This is a genomic window from Nitrospirota bacterium, assembly GCA_030645475.1.
In the GTDB taxonomy this organism is placed as follows: Bacteria; Nitrospirota; Nitrospiria; order Nitrospirales; family Nitrospiraceae; genus Palsa-1315.
The window spans coordinates 152,934-170,099 of the sequence record JAUSMA010000060.1 but is presented as its reverse complement, the minus strand read 5'-3'; the positions used below and the strand labels follow the sequence as shown (position 1 = coordinate 170,099).

Genomic DNA, 17,166 nt, shown 5'->3' with positions numbered 1-17,166 from the left:
CTAGCTTCAACGCACTTCGCGTAGGGTCCGGTATGGTTCAGACATCTTCCCCCCTTGCCTTCTAGTCACCTTCCAGCGAAAGACTCAACTGACAGTGCAAGTCCTACGTAATGCCTCACATAGCCTAGTATGGCTCCGGCTGAATGCTCAGGTTTCCCCAAGGTCTCCCCGTGATAGGCTGCGCTGTAGTCAGAGGGAAGCTCGTAGCACAGATTCGCATGATCGACGATGTGCAACGCTTTCGTGATCGCATCAATATCGTATCCCCTCGGAACGGTCATGACGTGGTTCTGGCTACGGACGGGAAGGCATCATCGTGCATCCTCGCTCCATCCTCCTCATTGACGACAACGACCAGATCCGTGCCCTCCTTCGCCGGGTACTGGAAGAAGCCGGGTACTTCGTTATCGATGCGGCCAATGGGCGAGAAGGACTCCGGCGGTTCAGAGAAACTCCCGTCGCGCTCGTGATCACGGACCTGCTCATGCCGGACAGTGACGGCTTGGAAGTCACGATGACGTTGCGGCGTGAATCGCCGCACGCCAAGATTATCGCTCTGACTGGCGGCGCGGGGGAGCCCAACCTCCTCGAAGTGGCCAAACTCCTGGGTGCGCATCGCACGATGAAGAAACCCCTCGAGCTGGCGGAATTACTAGAAGCCGTGCAGCAGCAGTTACAGGAGGGCCCGCTGCAACAAGAACCTGAGTCTCAAGATACTCCGTGATCGACGCAGCCTGGTGACAATCGGTGCGTGAAGGAACAAGAAGATAGCGGTCAGCGTTCCGGTAGGTTCAACTTGCGGGAATGGACTGCTGTGGGAACGGCTCCTCCCCCACGCGCCCCTCCATACAAGACAGGCGCACGATCCTTCCGTTTCATTTTGCGAGCGAGAGTGGCAATCTGCGTCAAGAGTGCCACTTCATGCTGACGACAAATGCCATGTGTGGCCATCGTAGAGGGATCGGATTCGGTCACACCGATCAGTGCCTGCTTCCCTTCTTCTTCGCACCATGCACAAAGAATGTTCATCGCATCACTGCCTCAATGCCAATATGTATGGACTCACCCACATACGGACTATGAGCAAGGCCGATGCCAATACGTGGATGCACAAACAATGATGTAATGGAGTAACCCTGGGGCTGCGAACCAATGCGAGTTGTATCTTCGAAGGGCAATGAGTACAGGCACAGAGGAGAATCAGACGCACTCACGGAAAATATGAGGGGTAGCAGGACCCTTCACTTCAGTGCCTCGCGGAGCGGTTCTTCGAATTTCGTCCGTCGCTCACGACTATAGCTATCAGCACTCAGCGTTCAGCCACCAGCTCCTATCCGGAAATGCGGTGCGCTTCGCGCGATACGAGCGACGGCCTTCTTCTGTTGTGGGCTTGCTCCGCATCCTGGGAAGTAATCGATGTAGGGTAGGAGCAGAATAGAACGGTCAACCTCCGGCAGGCTCAACTCACGGGAATTCCGTGAAGTAGTGTGCCCCTGTGGCAGGGGCGCACGTAAAACAAAGACTCCCGCCCGCTCCGTTTTTCTGCGATCGGCTCACGACTTGACGCGCGAGAGGGTATTCTTATCCGTGTGATGGAATAGCTCTGCTTGGCCGGGAATCTGGAGTTGTGTATCCTCCTCATAACGAAACTGGTCGGCATCCAGCACCGTGATAGTCAATTCATACCGCACCGTCTTGAATGCTTTGTCTAGAAATTGATTTGAGCAAATGCCGTAGGTGTGCGACGACACATCCGCCGCAAGGGAGAAGGACGTGGCCGACGGTTCGACCGTCCCGCCGGCAATCACCGTGACCCCGCGGGGCACAATGAAACAGCGGAGCACTTGCTTGGCCTGGGCATCCCACAGCCAGTAGCCCAGTTCCTCGTGAAAGGGGTCCGTCTCCCCGAGACGCCACACAGTCGTGGCATAGCGCAACCCATAGAGGGTTTGTTCGTGATTGCGGACCGGGCCCATGGGCTCGAAGGTCATCCGCTCACGAAACTGATTGCGCTCAGTCCCGCGATCGTCCGAAGGCGCCACATCCTCCCCCTTCTGTCCCTCCCACACTCCAGCCAACGCCGCAAGCGGCCCAAGATGTGCGATCAAACTGTGATCCATGCTCTCCTCCCATCATGCTCTTGAAGAGTCAGACTTACGAAAGTGAGAAGTGATTTTTCACATAACATGGCAGGAAAAACAACCCGCTCGCGTGGCCTAATCATGGTGGCAGAGCCCTTCGCTCCAGCACCTCCCGTCTGAAGAAAAGAGCATATGGCTGATAGCTGATGGCCGATAGCGTATGGCTCGGAGTGAAGAAGGAGAGGGGCGACCTGATTGCTCCCCTTGCTCGCGCAACGCGCACGGGCTTGTCTGTCTGGTTCTTCTGGATGAATTTCCAGTCCAACCAATCAGACAAACCAGAAAGACAACATAGACCAGATGAACCAGATCTCATTGGACGCGCACAGTCAGGGAGTGAACCAGGCCACCCTAGAGGAAAAGTAGAAGAGACTACAAGCCCGTCAGCTTAACGCTTCGGCAAGCTTCGTCTCCTACGACATAACGGCGCATCCCGACGGTGATCGAAGTGAAGTTGGAGAAGAATGGAGCAGTCAGCTTCCTGGTAGAATCAATTCGCGGGGATTTCAGGAAACGGTTACGGCCCCACTCACTGGCCCACGCAACAGATGATAAAGAAAAACTCTCGTCCCCTTTGGTTTTTCGGCGGTGGTGCGAGATGTGAGAATGGAACGGCTATTTGCGTGCTCCGGATTCGAATCGGCGAGGCCGGGCCATCATCTCCCCTTTCGCAGATCCTCTTCCTTGACGATCCTGCCATCTTCCAGCGTAATGGCACGGTCCGTCTCATAGCCGAACACTGGGTTGTGCGTCGTGATGAGGATCGCCAGCCCTTTGTCGGCTGCCAGATGTTTGAACAACGTGATGATGGACTCTCCCGTCGCCTTGTCGAGGTTCCCGGTGGGCTCGTCCGCGACCAGAATCTTTGGATTCACGATCAAGGCTCGCGCGATCGCCACCCGTTGCATCTGCCCTCCTGAAAGCTCTCGCGGCAAATGGGTGGCCCGATCGCTCAGGCCGACCATCCTCAGCACCTCCGCGATCCTCCCGGCATCGGTTCGACGCCCCAGAAACATCAGCGGGAGCTCGACGTTCTCCGAAACCGTCAGCGTCGGCAACAAGGAGAACTGTTGGAACACGAACCCCAGCAGGCCGCGTCTGACCTCGACCAGCTCGTCCTCGGAGAGTCCGGCGACCGACTTGCCTGCCACCATGAGCGTCCCTTCTGTCGGCGCATCGAGGCAGGAGAGCAGGTTGATGAGCGTCGTCTTGCCCGAGCCAGATGGACCGAGGATCGAAACGATCTCGCCGGTCCGGATCGACAGGTCCACGCCGTCCAGCGCCTTGACCGTCTCGCTGCCGCGATAGTAATACCGTTTGAGCCCATGGGCTTCGATGATGGTGTCATGCATATCACCCGCCCTTCCCGATCGCTTCGACGGGCCGCATCGACGATGCACGCCAGGCAGGATAGAGCCCGGCGAAGAATCCCAGCACCACGGCAACGAGGACGGTGTATCCAACGAGGGCCGGAGTAATTTGCACGATCGACCCCGACAGGCCCAGATCGGCCAGCCCTTTGATCGCCTTTTCGACAAGACCCGCGCCGATGACCGCCAGCGCCGAACCGGCCAGCGCCCCGACAAAACACACCATCAGGGTTTCCAGCCAGATGAGCTGGAAGATGCTGCCTCGCCTCGCGCCGAGCGCTTTCATGATGCCGATTTCCGCCGTACGCTCATACACACTCATGAGAATTGTGTTGATGACACCGATGAGGGCGACGATGACGGCGATGGCGGCCACGGCTGCAATCATGGTCTGGGCCGTGGCGACGAGGTTGACCAGCGTATTCTTGACCTGCTGCAACCCGACCACCTGGACCTCCGGCAGCTTGAGCCAGCGCATCTCGAACTCGCGCATTTTGAACGAACTGAATTTCTTAAGTTTGATGCCGAGGATCGTCAACTGGTTTGGCCGGTTGAAATATTCACGCGTCGCATCGATCGGCAGAAAGACCGTCCCGTCGTCCTGCGTTCCGGTCCGCTCCAGCACGCCCACGACCGTGAATTGATACATGACGGGATTGGGCTTGCCCGCCGGCGTGATCGAGGCATAGAAGCTGTCGCCGACCTTGCGCTGCTCGTACTCGGCAGCTTCGAAGCCCAGGACCACCTCGTCTTTGCTCCCAGGAGTAAACCATCGGCCATTGGCGTACCCCGGCCCCTTCTTGAACCCGAGCCAGGGCTTCATGACCAGGAAACTCGGCACATCAATGCCGCTGATGATCGTGAAATTACTGGCGGCACCTTCGTCACGGATGCTGCTGGCCTGTTTCTCCGCCACCCCAACGAAAATCGGCGTGATGCTTTCGATGTCCGGATCGCTCTTGACCTGTTGGTAGGTGTCGCCCGGCAGGTAGAGCAATCCTGTCCCTCCTTTGAGCATCATGGTCGCGGCCTCGTAGGGACAGCCTTTGGCCATGATCATGACCTGGTAGCCCAGCATATTGATGCTCTTGTCGATGGCCCCTCGGTAGCCCAGCATAAAGCCTCCGAGCGACACGGCCACCGTCACCGCCAGCGCGACGCCGGCGACGGTGAGCCCCGTGCGCATCGGACGCCTGCGCAGGTTCTTCGTGGCCAGCACGACATAGCGCCGAAGCACAAACGGATCTTGTGTTGTATCCTCCATCGCTCCTCCTCACTTAAATTCGACCGCGCTGGCGACAAACTGATAGCCGTCACCATAGGGCACAATCTGCCCTTCCACGCGGGCAACATGCCCATTCCTTCTCGGCGCCACCATCGTGATCTGCTCCAAATCGACCCGTAACACCTTCTCGCCTGAGAGAAAAAAGAAATAGCAGCCCATGGTGGTGCATTGTTTCCGGACCGTTCCCTCAATGGCCACGGTTGTATGCAGAAAATCCTTCGGCCGTTCGATGAGATCGGCGACCTCGGCCTTCGGCATCCCCGTGAATGCACCGTACTCGTTGGGCAGGCTCACCATGTACCAGATGAGCACCGCCCCGACGACAAGAGAGACGGCGCATAGGACCAGTATCGTTCTCATCCCCTACTCCTTTCGAGCCTTCGCCTTCTCGGCTGCCTGCTTGGCTCGCTCAAAATATGGCTCGAACTTCTTTCCGTAGACGAAGAAGTCGACCAGGATTAAATTCTTGCGGATGCCGCGGAGCGACGCCTCGTAATCAGGCCGGCCGCTTGGATCGAATACCGGCGGCGTAATGGCCGCGACGTTGTCGGCCTTTGCGCCCGGATCGACGGTGTCATAGTAATCGTGCTTGTAGAAGTCCCCCAGCGTCAGGCCCTCGAATTGACCGAGGAACTCCTTACTCCTCAGCTGGCGCGCCGCCGGGCTTTCCAGCCGCTGGAAGAAGAATCTCCTGATCGCGCCGGTCTGCGGATTCATCGACAGGAACACCTGGATCACGCCGCCCTTGCCTGGCACGTTGACGCCATGGACGACCCCGATCTTCTGCTGGCCCTTGAAAACGCTGTACACGGTATAGGGAGTTTCGTAGGTCTCATAGATTGGATCTAAGTCGCTGCCGAGACGCTCCCGCAGAGCACGGAACAGCTCGGTGCCATCCTTGAGCAATGGAAACTCATTGAGATCCTCTTTATAGGTCGTCATCTCTGGATAGAGATACTTCAGATCTTCCGCCGGATTGCTCAGCGTGCACCCGATCGCAGCAAATGTCTGTTGCGGCATCGCGAGAACCGCGAACATCATGAACATGACGACGCTCTTCATCCGCGCCTCCTATTGATAAAAATAATATTGCACTGTGGCAATGGTGCTCTGTGGCCCTTGCATCTGTTCCAATTGGCGCTCGATATTGAGTTTGATCCAATGCAAGTTGGAGTTACCAATGTCGTTCCGGAAGTACCACGAGACTTCGCCGATGATGGACGCATCGGCGCCGAGCCCCTCTTGCTGGAATCGTCGATATTGCGCGGAGACGCCCCACTGGCGCGAGGCGCGAAGATATTCGGCTTGATAGAGCTGCGTGAACACATGGCTGGACAGATCACGGCCTCCGCTGAGCTCAGAAGTGACGGTGAGCAGACCCGTCGGGACCGCCTGTCGATATCGGCCATCGAGGCCGACCCGCTTGGTTTCAACGCGATTCGCACCCCCTGCGTCCGAGGCAAAAGTTTGGCTGCGCTTGACGGCATCAGGAGACAGCCGTTCCCCTCCCAGAATCGACAGCCCGCCTTCCAAGCCGTATTCGTAACTGTACTTGTTAGCCAGGCTGAGCCTGATCGCGCCGAGTCCGCTCTGGCCTTTGAATTTGAGATCGTACCCGGAGCCGGCCAAATAGTAGACGTCATAGTTGAGATGTGAGTTGATCGCTCCCCAGAAGCCGGTGTACCAGTCCCGCTCGAACCCGAAATTGCGGTCGTTGGACAGCTGGAGCACCGTGCCATGGGTGTCAGTCTGGAGGTTGAGTCCGAACGGAACATAGAACCGGCCTGCGCGAAGATTGAAATGCCCGACCGTGTTGCTGCGCTGTTCATCGCTCAACAGAGGATTGAGAACGTTGTACAGGTCCAGATAGGCGTTGTGATACTCGAACGTCCAACCGGGCCGACCCTGGCCCTCCATATCGTTTTGCACTGGATTGAACCCATCTCGACGGACCAGCCGCCCCTGGAAATCGAAGCTGGCCAGGGTCGCAGTCGCCGTCGAGAACTTCTTGAGCGCCTCGAAACCAACGGACTGGCGACTGGCGGTTTTGCCTCGCTCGTTCATGTCGAACTGCGACATGATTTCCTTTCTGAAGCCGAAATTCTCGGTAAACAATGTCTGCCGCCACGAGCGCGAGGCCTGTTCGGGAGTTGCCTGCGACATCGGGGGTTCGGCAAGGTCCGCGAACGGGTCTGCCTCGGCGCCTGCTGCCGATTGAGACTGAGCGGCACCCTTCGAATAATCGAAGGGTGCCGCTGGCCTGTCTGCTGCCGCAAGCATCGTTGGTGTAACCATGGCGATCACGATGAACGCCACCGCTGCGTCAAAGAATTGCTTCTGGATTGCTGGACGCGCCACAACTTCTTTCCCGCCTATGACCGCCAAAGGCTCACGGCTTCGTAAATACTTCTTTACGAATGGCCCTTCATGTCTCGATGCGCGCGTGCGATCACCTCGGCCTCATCAGCGGCCTTGGTATAGATGGCCGCGAGGCTCTGGCAATGCTGGACCATATCGACCTTGCGGGACATTACCCCGTACGAGCCCGCTTCAGGATTCTTCTGATACTCCTCCGCCATGACCAACATGTCCTTTGAGCGTTGTCGGAGATGGGCGGTCTCCTTCACGTACCAGGCTTCCAGCCCTGCGTGGTCGTTCTTGGCCACAAGGTCTTGAGGCGGACTGGCCATCACCGCGCAGGCCACGATTCCCACCATCAGCAGAACCGCGGCAATACCTCTCAATACATTCCCATTCTTCGTCATGATTGCACCTCCTCTTGATATGGCGCACCGTATCCGTGCGCCGGCTGCCGGTTATGGATTTACAGCACGAACCTCATCTATTTCGTTCCAGAGAAATGACTGCCCTCGCATGTCTGTCACGATTGATGCCGTGTCTGTGCGCCGGTCGTACACATCCCAATGAATGAGACAGTAGATCGGACGCCGAAACCTGGCATCACGCAACACAGCGCTAGCGATGGAGCGATTGTGAGAAATGGGCGGAGAAGATCAGATACGAAGCACGGAAATCTTGAGCAGGAGATCCTGTGAAGGACTATCCGGAGGATGATCAAACAAACGGCTGCTGTGCGAGATGATGGCGGCACGAAGGGCTAATGAGGCGGTGTCTTCCGGGCAGAGCGCGTGAGAGTCACTCTCGAAGTGGAGCTTATCGACCGACTGCACGCCGAGCGTCTTAAACGCATCGCAGAACTGATAGACCGGTAGCTCCTCTGGAGTCGAACAGTCCTTGCCCATGGCAGTAGCCATGACGCCATTCACAGGCAGAAGGCAGGCATAGGCATTAAAGCTCAACGCGAAAAAGAGCACGACAAGCGAAACGGCGAGCACAGACCGGAAGGGATGGGAAGGCGCGTTCATGGCCCGAGTCTATTCCTCTTGACCTCGCCCGTCAACGGCAGCTCTCGTACGCCAAAAGTTTTCCTTACCGGAGAAGCTGATTGCGCTCAGGGCTCTGCCACCCCTCAAAGAAGTCGCCAGCAACCATCAAAACAGAAAGGGACAGGCCGCTTACAAGCCTGTCTCCTTCACGCTTCCGGCAGACTCAACTCATGAGAAAACCCAAGCAAGGGCACGGCCACGCCCTGTACCCGCACGCAACGTCAACCTTGCCGGACATGATGGAATCTGCCAATCTCTAAAAGTACCATACAATTGGAGGCCTGCATGAGCGCGACAAACCTGGTGCGAAAAGCAAAGCCGATCAACGTACGTGATGCCCAAGCGCAATTATCGAAACTGATCCGCTCGAAATCCCCCACGGTGGTCCTCTCCCATGGCAAACCTGTGTCGTTCCTTGTCCCCTACGAGGACATGCTGAACTTGGTCGACACCCTCAATGAGTTGAAAGACAAGAAGCTGCTTGCAGAAATCGAACGAGCACGGACCGAGTATGCGCGAGGGAAAGAAGTCCCTGCGAAGAGGCTCTTCAAGAAAATGGGCTTCTATTTGCCGCCATCAGATCCCTCAAAACCAATCCCCGACCTCAGGGCAAGCGGACCAAGAAGCTCACGGGAGAACTCATCGTGTCACGCTTCACCGCCGAGTATCGGCTGCGAGTCGGCCCCTACCGAGTACTCTACGATATCGACGACCAGCGCAAAAAAGTCGTCTTCCTCAAACTCGCCAAGCGAAACGAACAGACCTACAACTAGCAGTCACAAGAAGAAAAAAGCTGATGGCGTATGTCTCGGAGCGGAGAGGGGCAGCCTGATTACTCCCCTTGCTCGCGCAACGCGCGGTCGAAGACTCCCCTCGTTGAACGCGCGCAGTCAGGGAGTAAATCAGGCCGCCCTAGAGGAAACGGGGAAAGAGCTGACAAGCCCTACGCGGAGCAGTCTCGATGACCGCCACCCCTTGAAGGAAAGTAATCCGTGATAAGTGAAAGGAAAGTCCAGTAGTCAGCGTCCGGCAGGCTCAACTCGCGGGGATTTCTGAAAACGGTTGCGACATCTTCCGCCAGCTCATCTCGCCCCCTTTATCTCTTTCAGACACTTTGGACGCTTGCGGGAGAAAGGGGAAAGAGGGAGTATTATTACTTGCTGGGTTGCTACGGAGGCCGCACTCAATAGACAGCTGTCTCGAAAGACTTATTCGTCCCAATAAGTCGTAGCATTGGGACTGGGAAATAAGGAGCCGATCCATGAGATTCGTCACCTTCGTAACTAAAACAGGAGAGATTAAGTCTGCATCATCAGGGCCATCGGAATCCCTTCTGCAAAACCTTGAACCTGGGTTAAGAGTGGGCGACGCTGGTGAATTCAATCAAGAAGGGGCTCTCAAGAATTATGTCTTCTGTTTAGACCCGGACCAAACAGAGGGAATGCCGGTGGTCAGAGGAAGGGTCCAAAGAAAACCTAAGGAGGAGTGGGATCTGACAGCGGAGGCAGAGGAACGGAAACGATGGGAAATCATGAACCGTTTTCATCACCTCCAACTCAATGACATTGACCACATTGATGTGTATCTCATAACCCCGGTAGTATTTTCTCGGCTGCATGAAGACAAATCCACATTTCCCTGTCGCGTTGATGGGAAGGAACTGCCGGTAAACCTTGAGCGAATCACTACCTCCACCATTCCATTTCATTTCGAATTTGGAGGCCATGCTGCTCCGCTGAGACAAACGATAGTTAAGCTTACACTTTCTGGCAGGGAAGAGTTTCTACAACGCACCGTTCAATCATTTCTAAGAGAGAAAGATGAGGGTTTCGATGTCTTCACCGCTCGCGTTATTCAATCTGAATGTCTTAGGTTATCGATTCGTGTCGTAAACCATGTCATCGAGGCATATCGCCTGGCATTCGATGATCCTGCTGCTCGGCCAATAGGTTTTGCCGATGCCATTAGCGCCGCCATGGTCGTCGTCTTAACAGACGGCCCGAAAACTGTTTTCCTCACGGGAAATCCGTACGAGAGTGAAATGCAGTTGCGTGGGATGGAGAAACGGGATGTTCAAGAAGATACCTCCCGGAAGCTTCTTTTTTCATCCCTTCTATTATCGCAATCCCCCCCATTTCTTCCCGTAGCCGTCTCATTGCTCAAGACTGCTCACCTGTACGGTCAGTATCGTGAATGCTTGGTGTGGGCTGGAACAATCATGTCAAATATAATCGAAGGCATCCTGCTCGATAAGCTGCCGAAAAGCACATCAGAATATAAACGATTGAAAAACCAAAGTGATAAGATCACTGGCCAGACCAAGCGGAAAACCTATTTCAAATTAGCGATGGGAGATACGCTCAAGGATTATCTCGACAAAACTGTCGCTGCTCATCGAGGCCGAAACGAAAGCGACTACTGGATTAGGCTCTCTGACCATGTGGAAAAGGTTCTCAATCAGCGCAATCTTCTTCTTCACCGCAATCTTCTTCTTCACCGCAAGAAAGCAATTGGACATCAAGAGGCAGACGATGCCTTTTACACCTGCATGAACTTCATCTATGCAATTGAGAGAAAGGTGCCCTATTCAGGCTTGTATTCGCGGGACTACAGCCTCAAACTAGCCGATCCACTACTGTAATTCTCCACCTTCTAAAGGACACCCTTAGCCTCGACACCCTTCCGATGCGCGCATTGAACGAGCACATTCCGATTGTGCGCGTTCAGCGAGCAAGAAGGATGGTCCGGCCGCTCTCTTCTGGTCTTCCCAGCCTCCCCATTCGCCTCTTCAGAGGGTGGCCTGCTTGGGCTCCCACTGCGCGCGTCCAACGAGGGCCTTCCGAGGCCGCGCGTTGCGCGAGCACAGGAGACCAACAGGCTACCCTCCCCCGTAGTTTTCTGCTCTGCCAGATGCTAAAACATTAATTACTCAGGTGTTCAGGCTGAAGGCGATAAATTATCTCGCATCAAAACTTTCAGGCTAAAAGCCTTCAGCCTATCTACCTGAGCAGGTACATGAAACATATCTCCATCTGATGCCTAGCCTAAGAGAAGGACCGTCCATGTCTTTGCCGATCGAAAAGTCGTCGTCCGATGAACTGGCGCGAGAAGTCTCCCGGCGACGCACCTTTGCCATCATTTCGCACCCGGACGCAGGAAAAACCACTCTGACTGAAAAGCTCCTCCTCTATGCTGGAGCCGTCCACCTCGCCGGGGCCGTCCATGCACGGTCCAATCAGCGAGCGTCGAAGTCGGACTGGATGGAGCTGGAACAGGCGCGCGGCATCTCTATCACCTCCACCGCGCTGCAGTTCGACTATCAGGGTGTGCGGGTCAACCTGCTCGACACGCCTGGCCACCAGGACTTCAGCGAAGACACCTACCGCACCCTCATGGCCGTGGACAGCGCCGTCATGGTGCTGGACTGTGCCAAGGGCATCGAGCCCCAGACCAAGAAACTCTTCGCCGTCTGCCGCAAACGCAATATCCCGATCATGACCTTCATCAATAAGATGGACCTGCCGGGGCGCCATCCCTTCGAACTACTCGAAGAGATCGAACAGACCCTGAACATGACGGCAGTGCCCTTCAATTGGCCCATCGGGGAAGGCTCCGGGTTTCTAGGGCTCTACGACCTTCAAGACCCCCAAGTGCTCTTCTTTCAACGGACGCTCCATAACCAGAAACGGGCGCCGATGCGAGTGGAGACCTTCCCCCACCCGAGCCTGGCCGAGACGCTTGGAGAAGCCTATGGCCCGCTCCAGGAAGAGATCGCCCTCCTGAGCGGCGCCGGCACGAAATTCGACCGCGACCGTTTTCTCGCAGGCCAGCTCACGCCGGTTTTCTTCGGAAGTGCCCTCACCAACTTCGGCGTCGAACCCTTTCTGAACGGCTTCCTTCAGCTTGCGCCTCCGCCAGGCCCTCGCATGAGTTCGGAGGGACTGGTGCAGCCGACGGACGAAAAGTTCTCCGGCTTCGTCTTCAAGATTCAGGCGAACATGGACCCGCAACATCGCGACAGAATGGCGTTTCTCCGTATCGTGTCTGGCCGATTTGAGAAGGATATGATGGTTCACCATGCGCGGTTGGACCGGAAGATCCGGATGACGCGACCGCACCGGCTCTTCGGGCGGGACCGGGAAACGATCGAGGAGGCTTACCCGGGCGATGTCGTAGGATTCGTGAACCCCGGCCTCTTTGCCATCGGCGACACCCTCTGTTCCGGCAATCCCCGCTCTTTCGATGCGATTCCGCTCTTTCCCCCGGAATGTTTCGGCGTGCTCCGCAGCCAGGACCTCACGAAGCAGAAGCAATTCCAGAAGGGACTCCAGCAGCTGGAAGAGGAAGGGGTCATGCAGGTGTTCTATTCCCCGGACCATGTGCGGCGCGAGCCGGTCCTGGCCGCAGTCGGAGAACTCCAGTTCGATGTGGTCGCCTCGCGCCTCGACAGCGAATATGGGGTCAAGACGACTGTCGAACGCATGCCCTTCGTCCTGGCCCGCTGGGTGACTGGCGATCCAGACGTGATTGCCCGCATCTACTGGCCGCAGGACACGAGACGGCTTGTGGACAAGGACGGGAGGATGGTGATGCTCTTCGGCTCAGAACGGTTGCTCGCCTACTGTATGAAAGAATATGCCTCCCTTAAGTTTCAACTGCGGGAAGAAGTTGGCAAGCCAGACGCCTAACAGGCCCATGGAGGATGCAGTGAGAAGATTTACGCTTTTCCTGTTGGGCGCACTTATACTTTTCGCCGGCTGCGCTGAAACCTCGACTGCTCCCCCATCCGGCCAAGCGATGACCGGCCATCCTGCATCAGCTCAGATGACCGCTCAACCAACCCGTCGCACTGTCTCGCTGGATGGCGTGACGTTGAGCATCCTCGAAGCAGGGACAGGAGACCCGGTAATCTACGTCCATGGCGTGGTCACCACCAGCAACATCTTCCCGAAATATCTGGCCGCCTATTCCCCTGCCTATCGCGGCATCGCAGTCGATCTCCGGGGCTATGGCGATTCGGAGAAGACCCCCACCGGCTCCAACATTTCGCAATTCGTGAAGGACCTGATCGCACTGGCGGATCGGTTGAAGATCGAGAAGCCCGTCTGGGTCGGTGTGTCGATGGGCGGCATGATCCTCCAGCAACTGGCCCTGGAACATCCCGATCGCGTGAAAGCCCTCGTGCTGGTCTCGACCACCGATGGCGCCATGATTCTCGATCAGAACCTGCCGTCGATCGGCAACCCACGCACGAACGCCGAGGTATCCAAGAAAATTTTACTGGAAAGTTTTCCCGCCGGGACAAATCCACAGCTTTATCAGCCACTGCTCGACCGCATTCCCACCTGGAATGCCTCAGTCCTTCGTGAAGCCCTGACCTCCATGTCCCTCTTCAACAAACACGGGCAGCTCTCTTCGATTACCGCGCCGACTCTCATCATGGTCGGCGCTAAAGACGGCGTGGCCACGCCGTCCATCGCAGCAGATATTCAGGCGCAGATTGCTGGATCGCGCCTGGCGATATTCGAAACGGGCCACTTCATGATGGCCGAAGACCCTGAGGGTTTCCGGAGAGTCCTGGGAGGATTCCTTCACGCTCTCAAGAAGTAAGGCATCGTGCCTATGACGCGATCTCTGCATTGGGAATGAGTCACTGACTGAGTCACCGCTCTCCGCCTCTTTCTTCACTGTTCTATCTGTAGGCAAACAACTTCAGCCTCTATCCTCCCAGAATCACTAGGATTGGCGCGGCAATCCTCTGCCACGCCCTACAGTCTATCGGCAGCGCATCGGCACACCCATTCTCGTATCCGATGATATTGCTGGTATTTTTCTTCCAACCATCCTCCTTCTCACAGCGGCACATACCTTGCGTAGTTACCACGGTGAAGAGGTGAACAGTCCCCTCAGCGATTTCTTCTCGGGTAGCCGAGTCCGTTGAGCAAACCGACATCGTCTGAAAACGAGAGAAGAAACCTTCTCCGGGAAAGATATGCCTGTTGCCGAGGAACACACAATAGGAGTGCCTGTATGAACTGGAGAAGAGCCATCACTGGCATACTACTACTGTGGTCGACTCCTGCGTGGAGTGCCACGTTGACGTGGAATGCCAATCACGAACCAGATTTGGCGGGATATCGTATTTATCAATGCAGTCAGCAGCCTTGCACGCGCACATCTAGCAACGCATCTCTTCTCGTCATCTTGGGAACGGCAACGAGTTTCAATATCGGAACTCCGGCGCTCACTCAGTACTACTTCATTACGGCCTATGACTTTTCCAATAATGAGTCGACCGAGAGTAGCCTCGCGATCTTCACACCAGCTGGAGCGCCGCCGCCGGTCACTCCGCCACCGGTCACCCCACCACCGGTCACCCCGCCGCCGGTCACCCCACCACCGGTCACGCCGCCACCGGTCACCCCACCACCGGTCACCCCACCTGCCATTGGGGCGAGTGCGACAAGCCTCTCCTTCACTGCAATAATTGGCTGGGCCAACCCCGTGCCCCAAACCTTGAGCATTAGCAATACTGGAAGTGGCACGCTCACGTGGACCGCCAGTGACAATGCCTCTTGGCTGACGCTGAGCCCGGCCTCGGGGACCGGAAACGGCGTTGTGACGCTGAGTGTAACCAACGGCACATTGAGCGCCGGCACCTACAGCACCACAGTCACCATTACTGCCCCCGGGGCTACTTCGCGCACCGTGCCGGTAACCTTCACTCTCGCAGCCGCCGGGGCACCGCCCGCGGCATCGGCCCTCGGAGCGAGTCCAGCGAGCCTCTCTTTCGCTGCAACAATTGGTTGGGCCAACCCCGTGCCCCAAACCTTGAGCATCAGCAATACAGGGAGCAACATGCTCACGTGGACCGCCAGTGACAATGCCCCCTGGTTGACGCTGAGCCCGGCCTCGGGGACCGGAAACGGCGTTGTGACGCTGAGTGTAACCAACGGCACACTCAGCGCCGGCACCTACAGCACCACAGTTACCGTCACTGCCCCTGGGGCTACCCCACGCACTGTACCGGTGACCTTCACCCTATACTATGCGGGCACTTCAACTCCGACACGCCCGGTGACTCCAGGCGACCTGGTTCTTAGGTAAGACTTGACTGACATTGAAGCCAAGAATGGCTTATTAGCGGGATAGCCGAGCGAGATTGGCGGGAGGGCGCGACGAGACAGAAGTCCAATCTGTCCACGTCGCGCCTGTCTCGTATCGCTTGTGCTTCACGCGGAAAGGCCTGCAGCCTGCGCATATCTATCGAGACAGGTTAGACTCGCGCTCGGCCTCCGTCAAAACCAGAATCCCGCCACTTTTCCAGCAGCGCAATACGGCGGGCCAGTTGCGCGACGGTCGCTTGTTCGACCCGCCCGCCTGTCCGCTTGATGAGTTCCGCATTCAGTTGTCGATGATCGACGCCGGTCTTTCGAGACACCGAGCCGACAAGGGAACGATGCTGGTCTCGCAGTTCGTTTTTTCTGTCATGCAGCGCCACCGGCGGCTCGACGAACCCTTTACCGTCAAGGGCCGGCTCTCCCTCATCCCCTCCGATCAACGTATCCATCCTGGCGATCCCATGGAGGGGGATGTATTCTTTCAGCGATGTGGCAGCTGTCCCGAAAAGTGTGCGCTGCACGGAGGGCATGATCTCTTCCAGGACATGGTCGCGTTCTGCCTTGATCCGTTTGGCATAGTGGACCAGCGTCGCATCCTTCGGCAGGTAGAGCCAGGCCCGCTGCGGCTTCGGTAACCCCTCCTGCATCCGGACGAAGCGTCCGACGACCTGACGGAAATACATTTCGGTCAGCACGTTCGTGGCGTAGACACCGACGCGGAGCCTCGGAATATCGACGCCTTCGCTCACCATATTCACCGCCACAAGCCATTGCTGGGTCTTATGCTGCGAGAAGGCCTCGATCGTCTTCGAGGCCGATGGGTCGTCCGATATCGCGACATGGGCGCGGCTGCCTGTAATTCGACCCACGAGTTCTGCGACCTGCCTGGCATGATCCTGATTCATCGTGACAATGAGGCCGCCGGCATCGGGCTGTTCTTGCTTGCGAAGGCGGCGTAACTCGGCATGGGCATCCGTAATCACCGGGCCCAGCCAACTGTCTTGCAACAGCGCAGTCTTAAGCCGTTCCCGCTGCAACTCGAACGTGAGTCCATCTTCAAAGGTCGCTCGATGTTCGCGCCCCTCGGAGAGCCACGTCAGTTCCCCCTCGTAACTCGGAAAAAGAATCGGACGGCAGACGCTTTCGCGAATTGCCTCGGCATATCCATAGGTGAAGTCGGCCTGACTCTCACCCTGCTCGTACCGTACATAGGGAATCGGATTGTTATCCGAACGAAACGGGGTGCCGGATAAGGCTAGACGAAAGACTGCGTCGTCGAACGATTCCCGCAGGGCGTTGCCCCAATCTTTGCCCTCGCCTGCATGGTGCAACTCGTCGAAGATGAGCAGCGTGGGCCGATTCCGGCAGGCACGCTGGAACACCCCGGGAGCCAGACAGACTTGCTGGTAGGTCACGACGGCGCCATGGTAATCGCGCGCTTCGATCCCTTGCTCGTTCGTCAACGCCGGATCCAGTTGAATCCCCACCAAGCCTGCGGCGGTCGCCCATTGCGTACGCAAGTGATTCGTCGGACAGATTACCAAGACACGGGTCGCCACCCGATCCGCCAGGTACTGATGGGCAATGCGCAGGGCGAATCTGGTTTTGCCCGCTGCGGGCGTGGCCGTCGCAAGAAAATCAGGGCGCGTATGGGTCAGGACGCTGGATACGGCGCGAGCTTGCCACTCGCGCAGTTTGGCCGTCCAAGGAGACAGGGTCACAACAGCCTCTTTCTACTGGTCATTGCGGTCCGGACAGGGGTACGACAACGTGGGAACTCGGGTTCAGCTGCACCTAACGACTCGTCATAGACTGATGTTGTCTCATAATTGGGAGGGCCTG

The 17,166-nt window shown here is 56.9% G+C and carries 16 protein-coding genes and 1 pseudogene; 5 read left to right on the top strand and 12 right to left on the bottom strand.

What is annotated here, in order from left to right; translation table 11 throughout:
* Positions 1 to 316 precede the first annotated feature (316 nt).
* Entirely contained in the window at positions 317 to 724 is a 408-nt protein-coding gene (locus tag Q7U76_11075) for a response regulator (protein MDO8356920.1), read from the top strand.
* Between the two features lie 50 nt (positions 725 to 774).
* On the opposite strand, the gene Q7U76_11070 is transcribed toward Q7U76_11075, so the two are convergent.
* From Q7U76_11070 to Q7U76_11030, 9 genes are all read right to left on the bottom strand, one after another.
* Positions 775 to 1,029 (bottom strand): hypothetical protein, encoded by a 255-nt coding sequence (locus Q7U76_11070; GenBank protein MDO8356919.1) that lies wholly within the window; start codon positions 1,027 to 1,029, stop codon positions 775 to 777.
* A gap of 524 nt (positions 1,030 to 1,553) precedes the next feature.
* Complete coding sequence (locus Q7U76_11065) at positions 1,554 to 2,120, bottom strand: heme-binding beta-barrel domain-containing protein (protein MDO8356918.1); 567 nt, start codon at positions 2,118 to 2,120, stop codon at positions 1,554 to 1,556.
* Between the two features lie 677 nt (positions 2,121 to 2,797).
* Positions 2,798 to 3,493, bottom strand: a complete 696-nt coding sequence (locus Q7U76_11060) for an ABC transporter ATP-binding protein (GenBank protein ID MDO8356917.1) — start codon at positions 3,491 to 3,493, stop codon at positions 2,798 to 2,800.
* Position 3,494: 1 nt separating this feature from the next.
* Positions 3,495 to 4,775 (bottom strand): ABC transporter permease, encoded by a 1,281-nt coding sequence (locus tag Q7U76_11055; GenBank protein MDO8356916.1) that lies wholly within the window; start codon positions 4,773 to 4,775, stop codon positions 3,495 to 3,497.
* 9 nt (positions 4,776 to 4,784) lie between these two features.
* The gene (locus Q7U76_11050) at positions 4,785 to 5,156 is read right to left on the bottom strand and encodes a hypothetical protein (protein MDO8356915.1); all 372 of its coding nucleotides are present in this window, start codon (positions 5,154 to 5,156) and stop codon (positions 4,785 to 4,787) included.
* A gap of 3 nt (positions 5,157 to 5,159) precedes the next feature.
* Complete coding sequence (locus Q7U76_11045; protein ID MDO8356914.1) at positions 5,160 to 5,858, bottom strand: hypothetical protein; 699 nt, start codon at positions 5,856 to 5,858, stop codon at positions 5,160 to 5,162.
* Between the two features lie 9 nt (positions 5,859 to 5,867).
* Positions 5,868 to 7,154 carry a hypothetical protein gene (locus Q7U76_11040; GenBank protein ID MDO8356913.1) on the bottom strand — a complete coding sequence of 429 codons (1,287 nt, stop codon included), beginning with the start codon at positions 7,152 to 7,154 and terminating at the stop codon, positions 5,868 to 5,870.
* A 53-nt stretch (positions 7,155 to 7,207) separates the two neighbouring features.
* Positions 7,208 to 7,561, bottom strand: a complete 354-nt coding sequence (locus Q7U76_11035; GenBank protein MDO8356912.1) for a hypothetical protein — start codon at positions 7,559 to 7,561, stop codon at positions 7,208 to 7,210.
* Positions 7,562 to 7,810: 249 nt separating this feature from the next.
* Positions 7,811 to 8,182, bottom strand: coding sequence for a hypothetical protein (locus Q7U76_11030; protein ID MDO8356911.1), 372 nt, complete (start codon positions 8,180 to 8,182; stop codon positions 7,811 to 7,813).
* Positions 8,183 to 8,775: 593 nt separating this feature from the next.
* On the opposite strand from Q7U76_11030, the pseudogene Q7U76_11025 reads away from it, so the two are divergent.
* The 4 genes and pseudogenes from Q7U76_11025 to Q7U76_11010 all read left to right on the top strand — a co-directional run bounded on the left by Q7U76_11025 (position 8,776) and on the right by Q7U76_11010 (position 13,813).
* A pseudogene (locus tag Q7U76_11025) lies at positions 8,776 to 8,976 on the top strand (type II toxin-antitoxin system RelE/ParE family toxin).
* Between the two features lie 488 nt (positions 8,977 to 9,464).
* Positions 9,465 to 10,844 carry a hypothetical protein gene (locus Q7U76_11020; GenBank protein ID MDO8356910.1) on the top strand — a complete coding sequence of 460 codons (1,380 nt, stop codon included), beginning with the start codon at positions 9,465 to 9,467 and terminating at the stop codon, positions 10,842 to 10,844.
* A gap of 421 nt (positions 10,845 to 11,265) precedes the next feature.
* Positions 11,266 to 12,891, top strand: a complete 1,626-nt coding sequence (locus Q7U76_11015; GenBank protein ID MDO8356909.1) for a peptide chain release factor 3 — start codon at positions 11,266 to 11,268, stop codon at positions 12,889 to 12,891.
* Positions 12,892 to 13,027: 136 nt separating this feature from the next.
* Positions 13,028 to 13,813: an alpha/beta hydrolase gene (locus Q7U76_11010; protein MDO8356908.1), complete on the top strand. Its 786-nt coding sequence runs from the start codon at positions 13,028 to 13,030 to the stop codon at positions 13,811 to 13,813.
* A gap of 659 nt (positions 13,814 to 14,472) precedes the next feature.
* Here the strand turns inward: Q7U76_11010 and Q7U76_11005 are convergent.
* The 3 genes from Q7U76_11005 to Q7U76_10995 all read right to left on the bottom strand — a co-directional run bounded on the left by Q7U76_11005 (position 14,473) and on the right by Q7U76_10995 (position 17,045).
* Positions 14,473 to 14,862 carry a hypothetical protein gene (locus tag Q7U76_11005; protein ID MDO8356907.1) on the bottom strand — a complete coding sequence of 130 codons (390 nt, stop codon included), beginning with the start codon at positions 14,860 to 14,862 and terminating at the stop codon, positions 14,473 to 14,475.
* Positions 14,863 to 15,177: a hypothetical protein gene (locus tag Q7U76_11000; GenBank protein ID MDO8356906.1), complete on the bottom strand. Its 315-nt coding sequence runs from the start codon at positions 15,175 to 15,177 to the stop codon at positions 14,863 to 14,865.
* Between the two features lie 302 nt (positions 15,178 to 15,479).
* Positions 15,480 to 17,045, bottom strand: coding sequence for a DEAD/DEAH box helicase family protein (locus Q7U76_10995; GenBank protein ID MDO8356905.1), 1,566 nt, complete (start codon positions 17,043 to 17,045; stop codon positions 15,480 to 15,482).
* Positions 17,046 to 17,166: the final 121 nt, after the last annotated feature.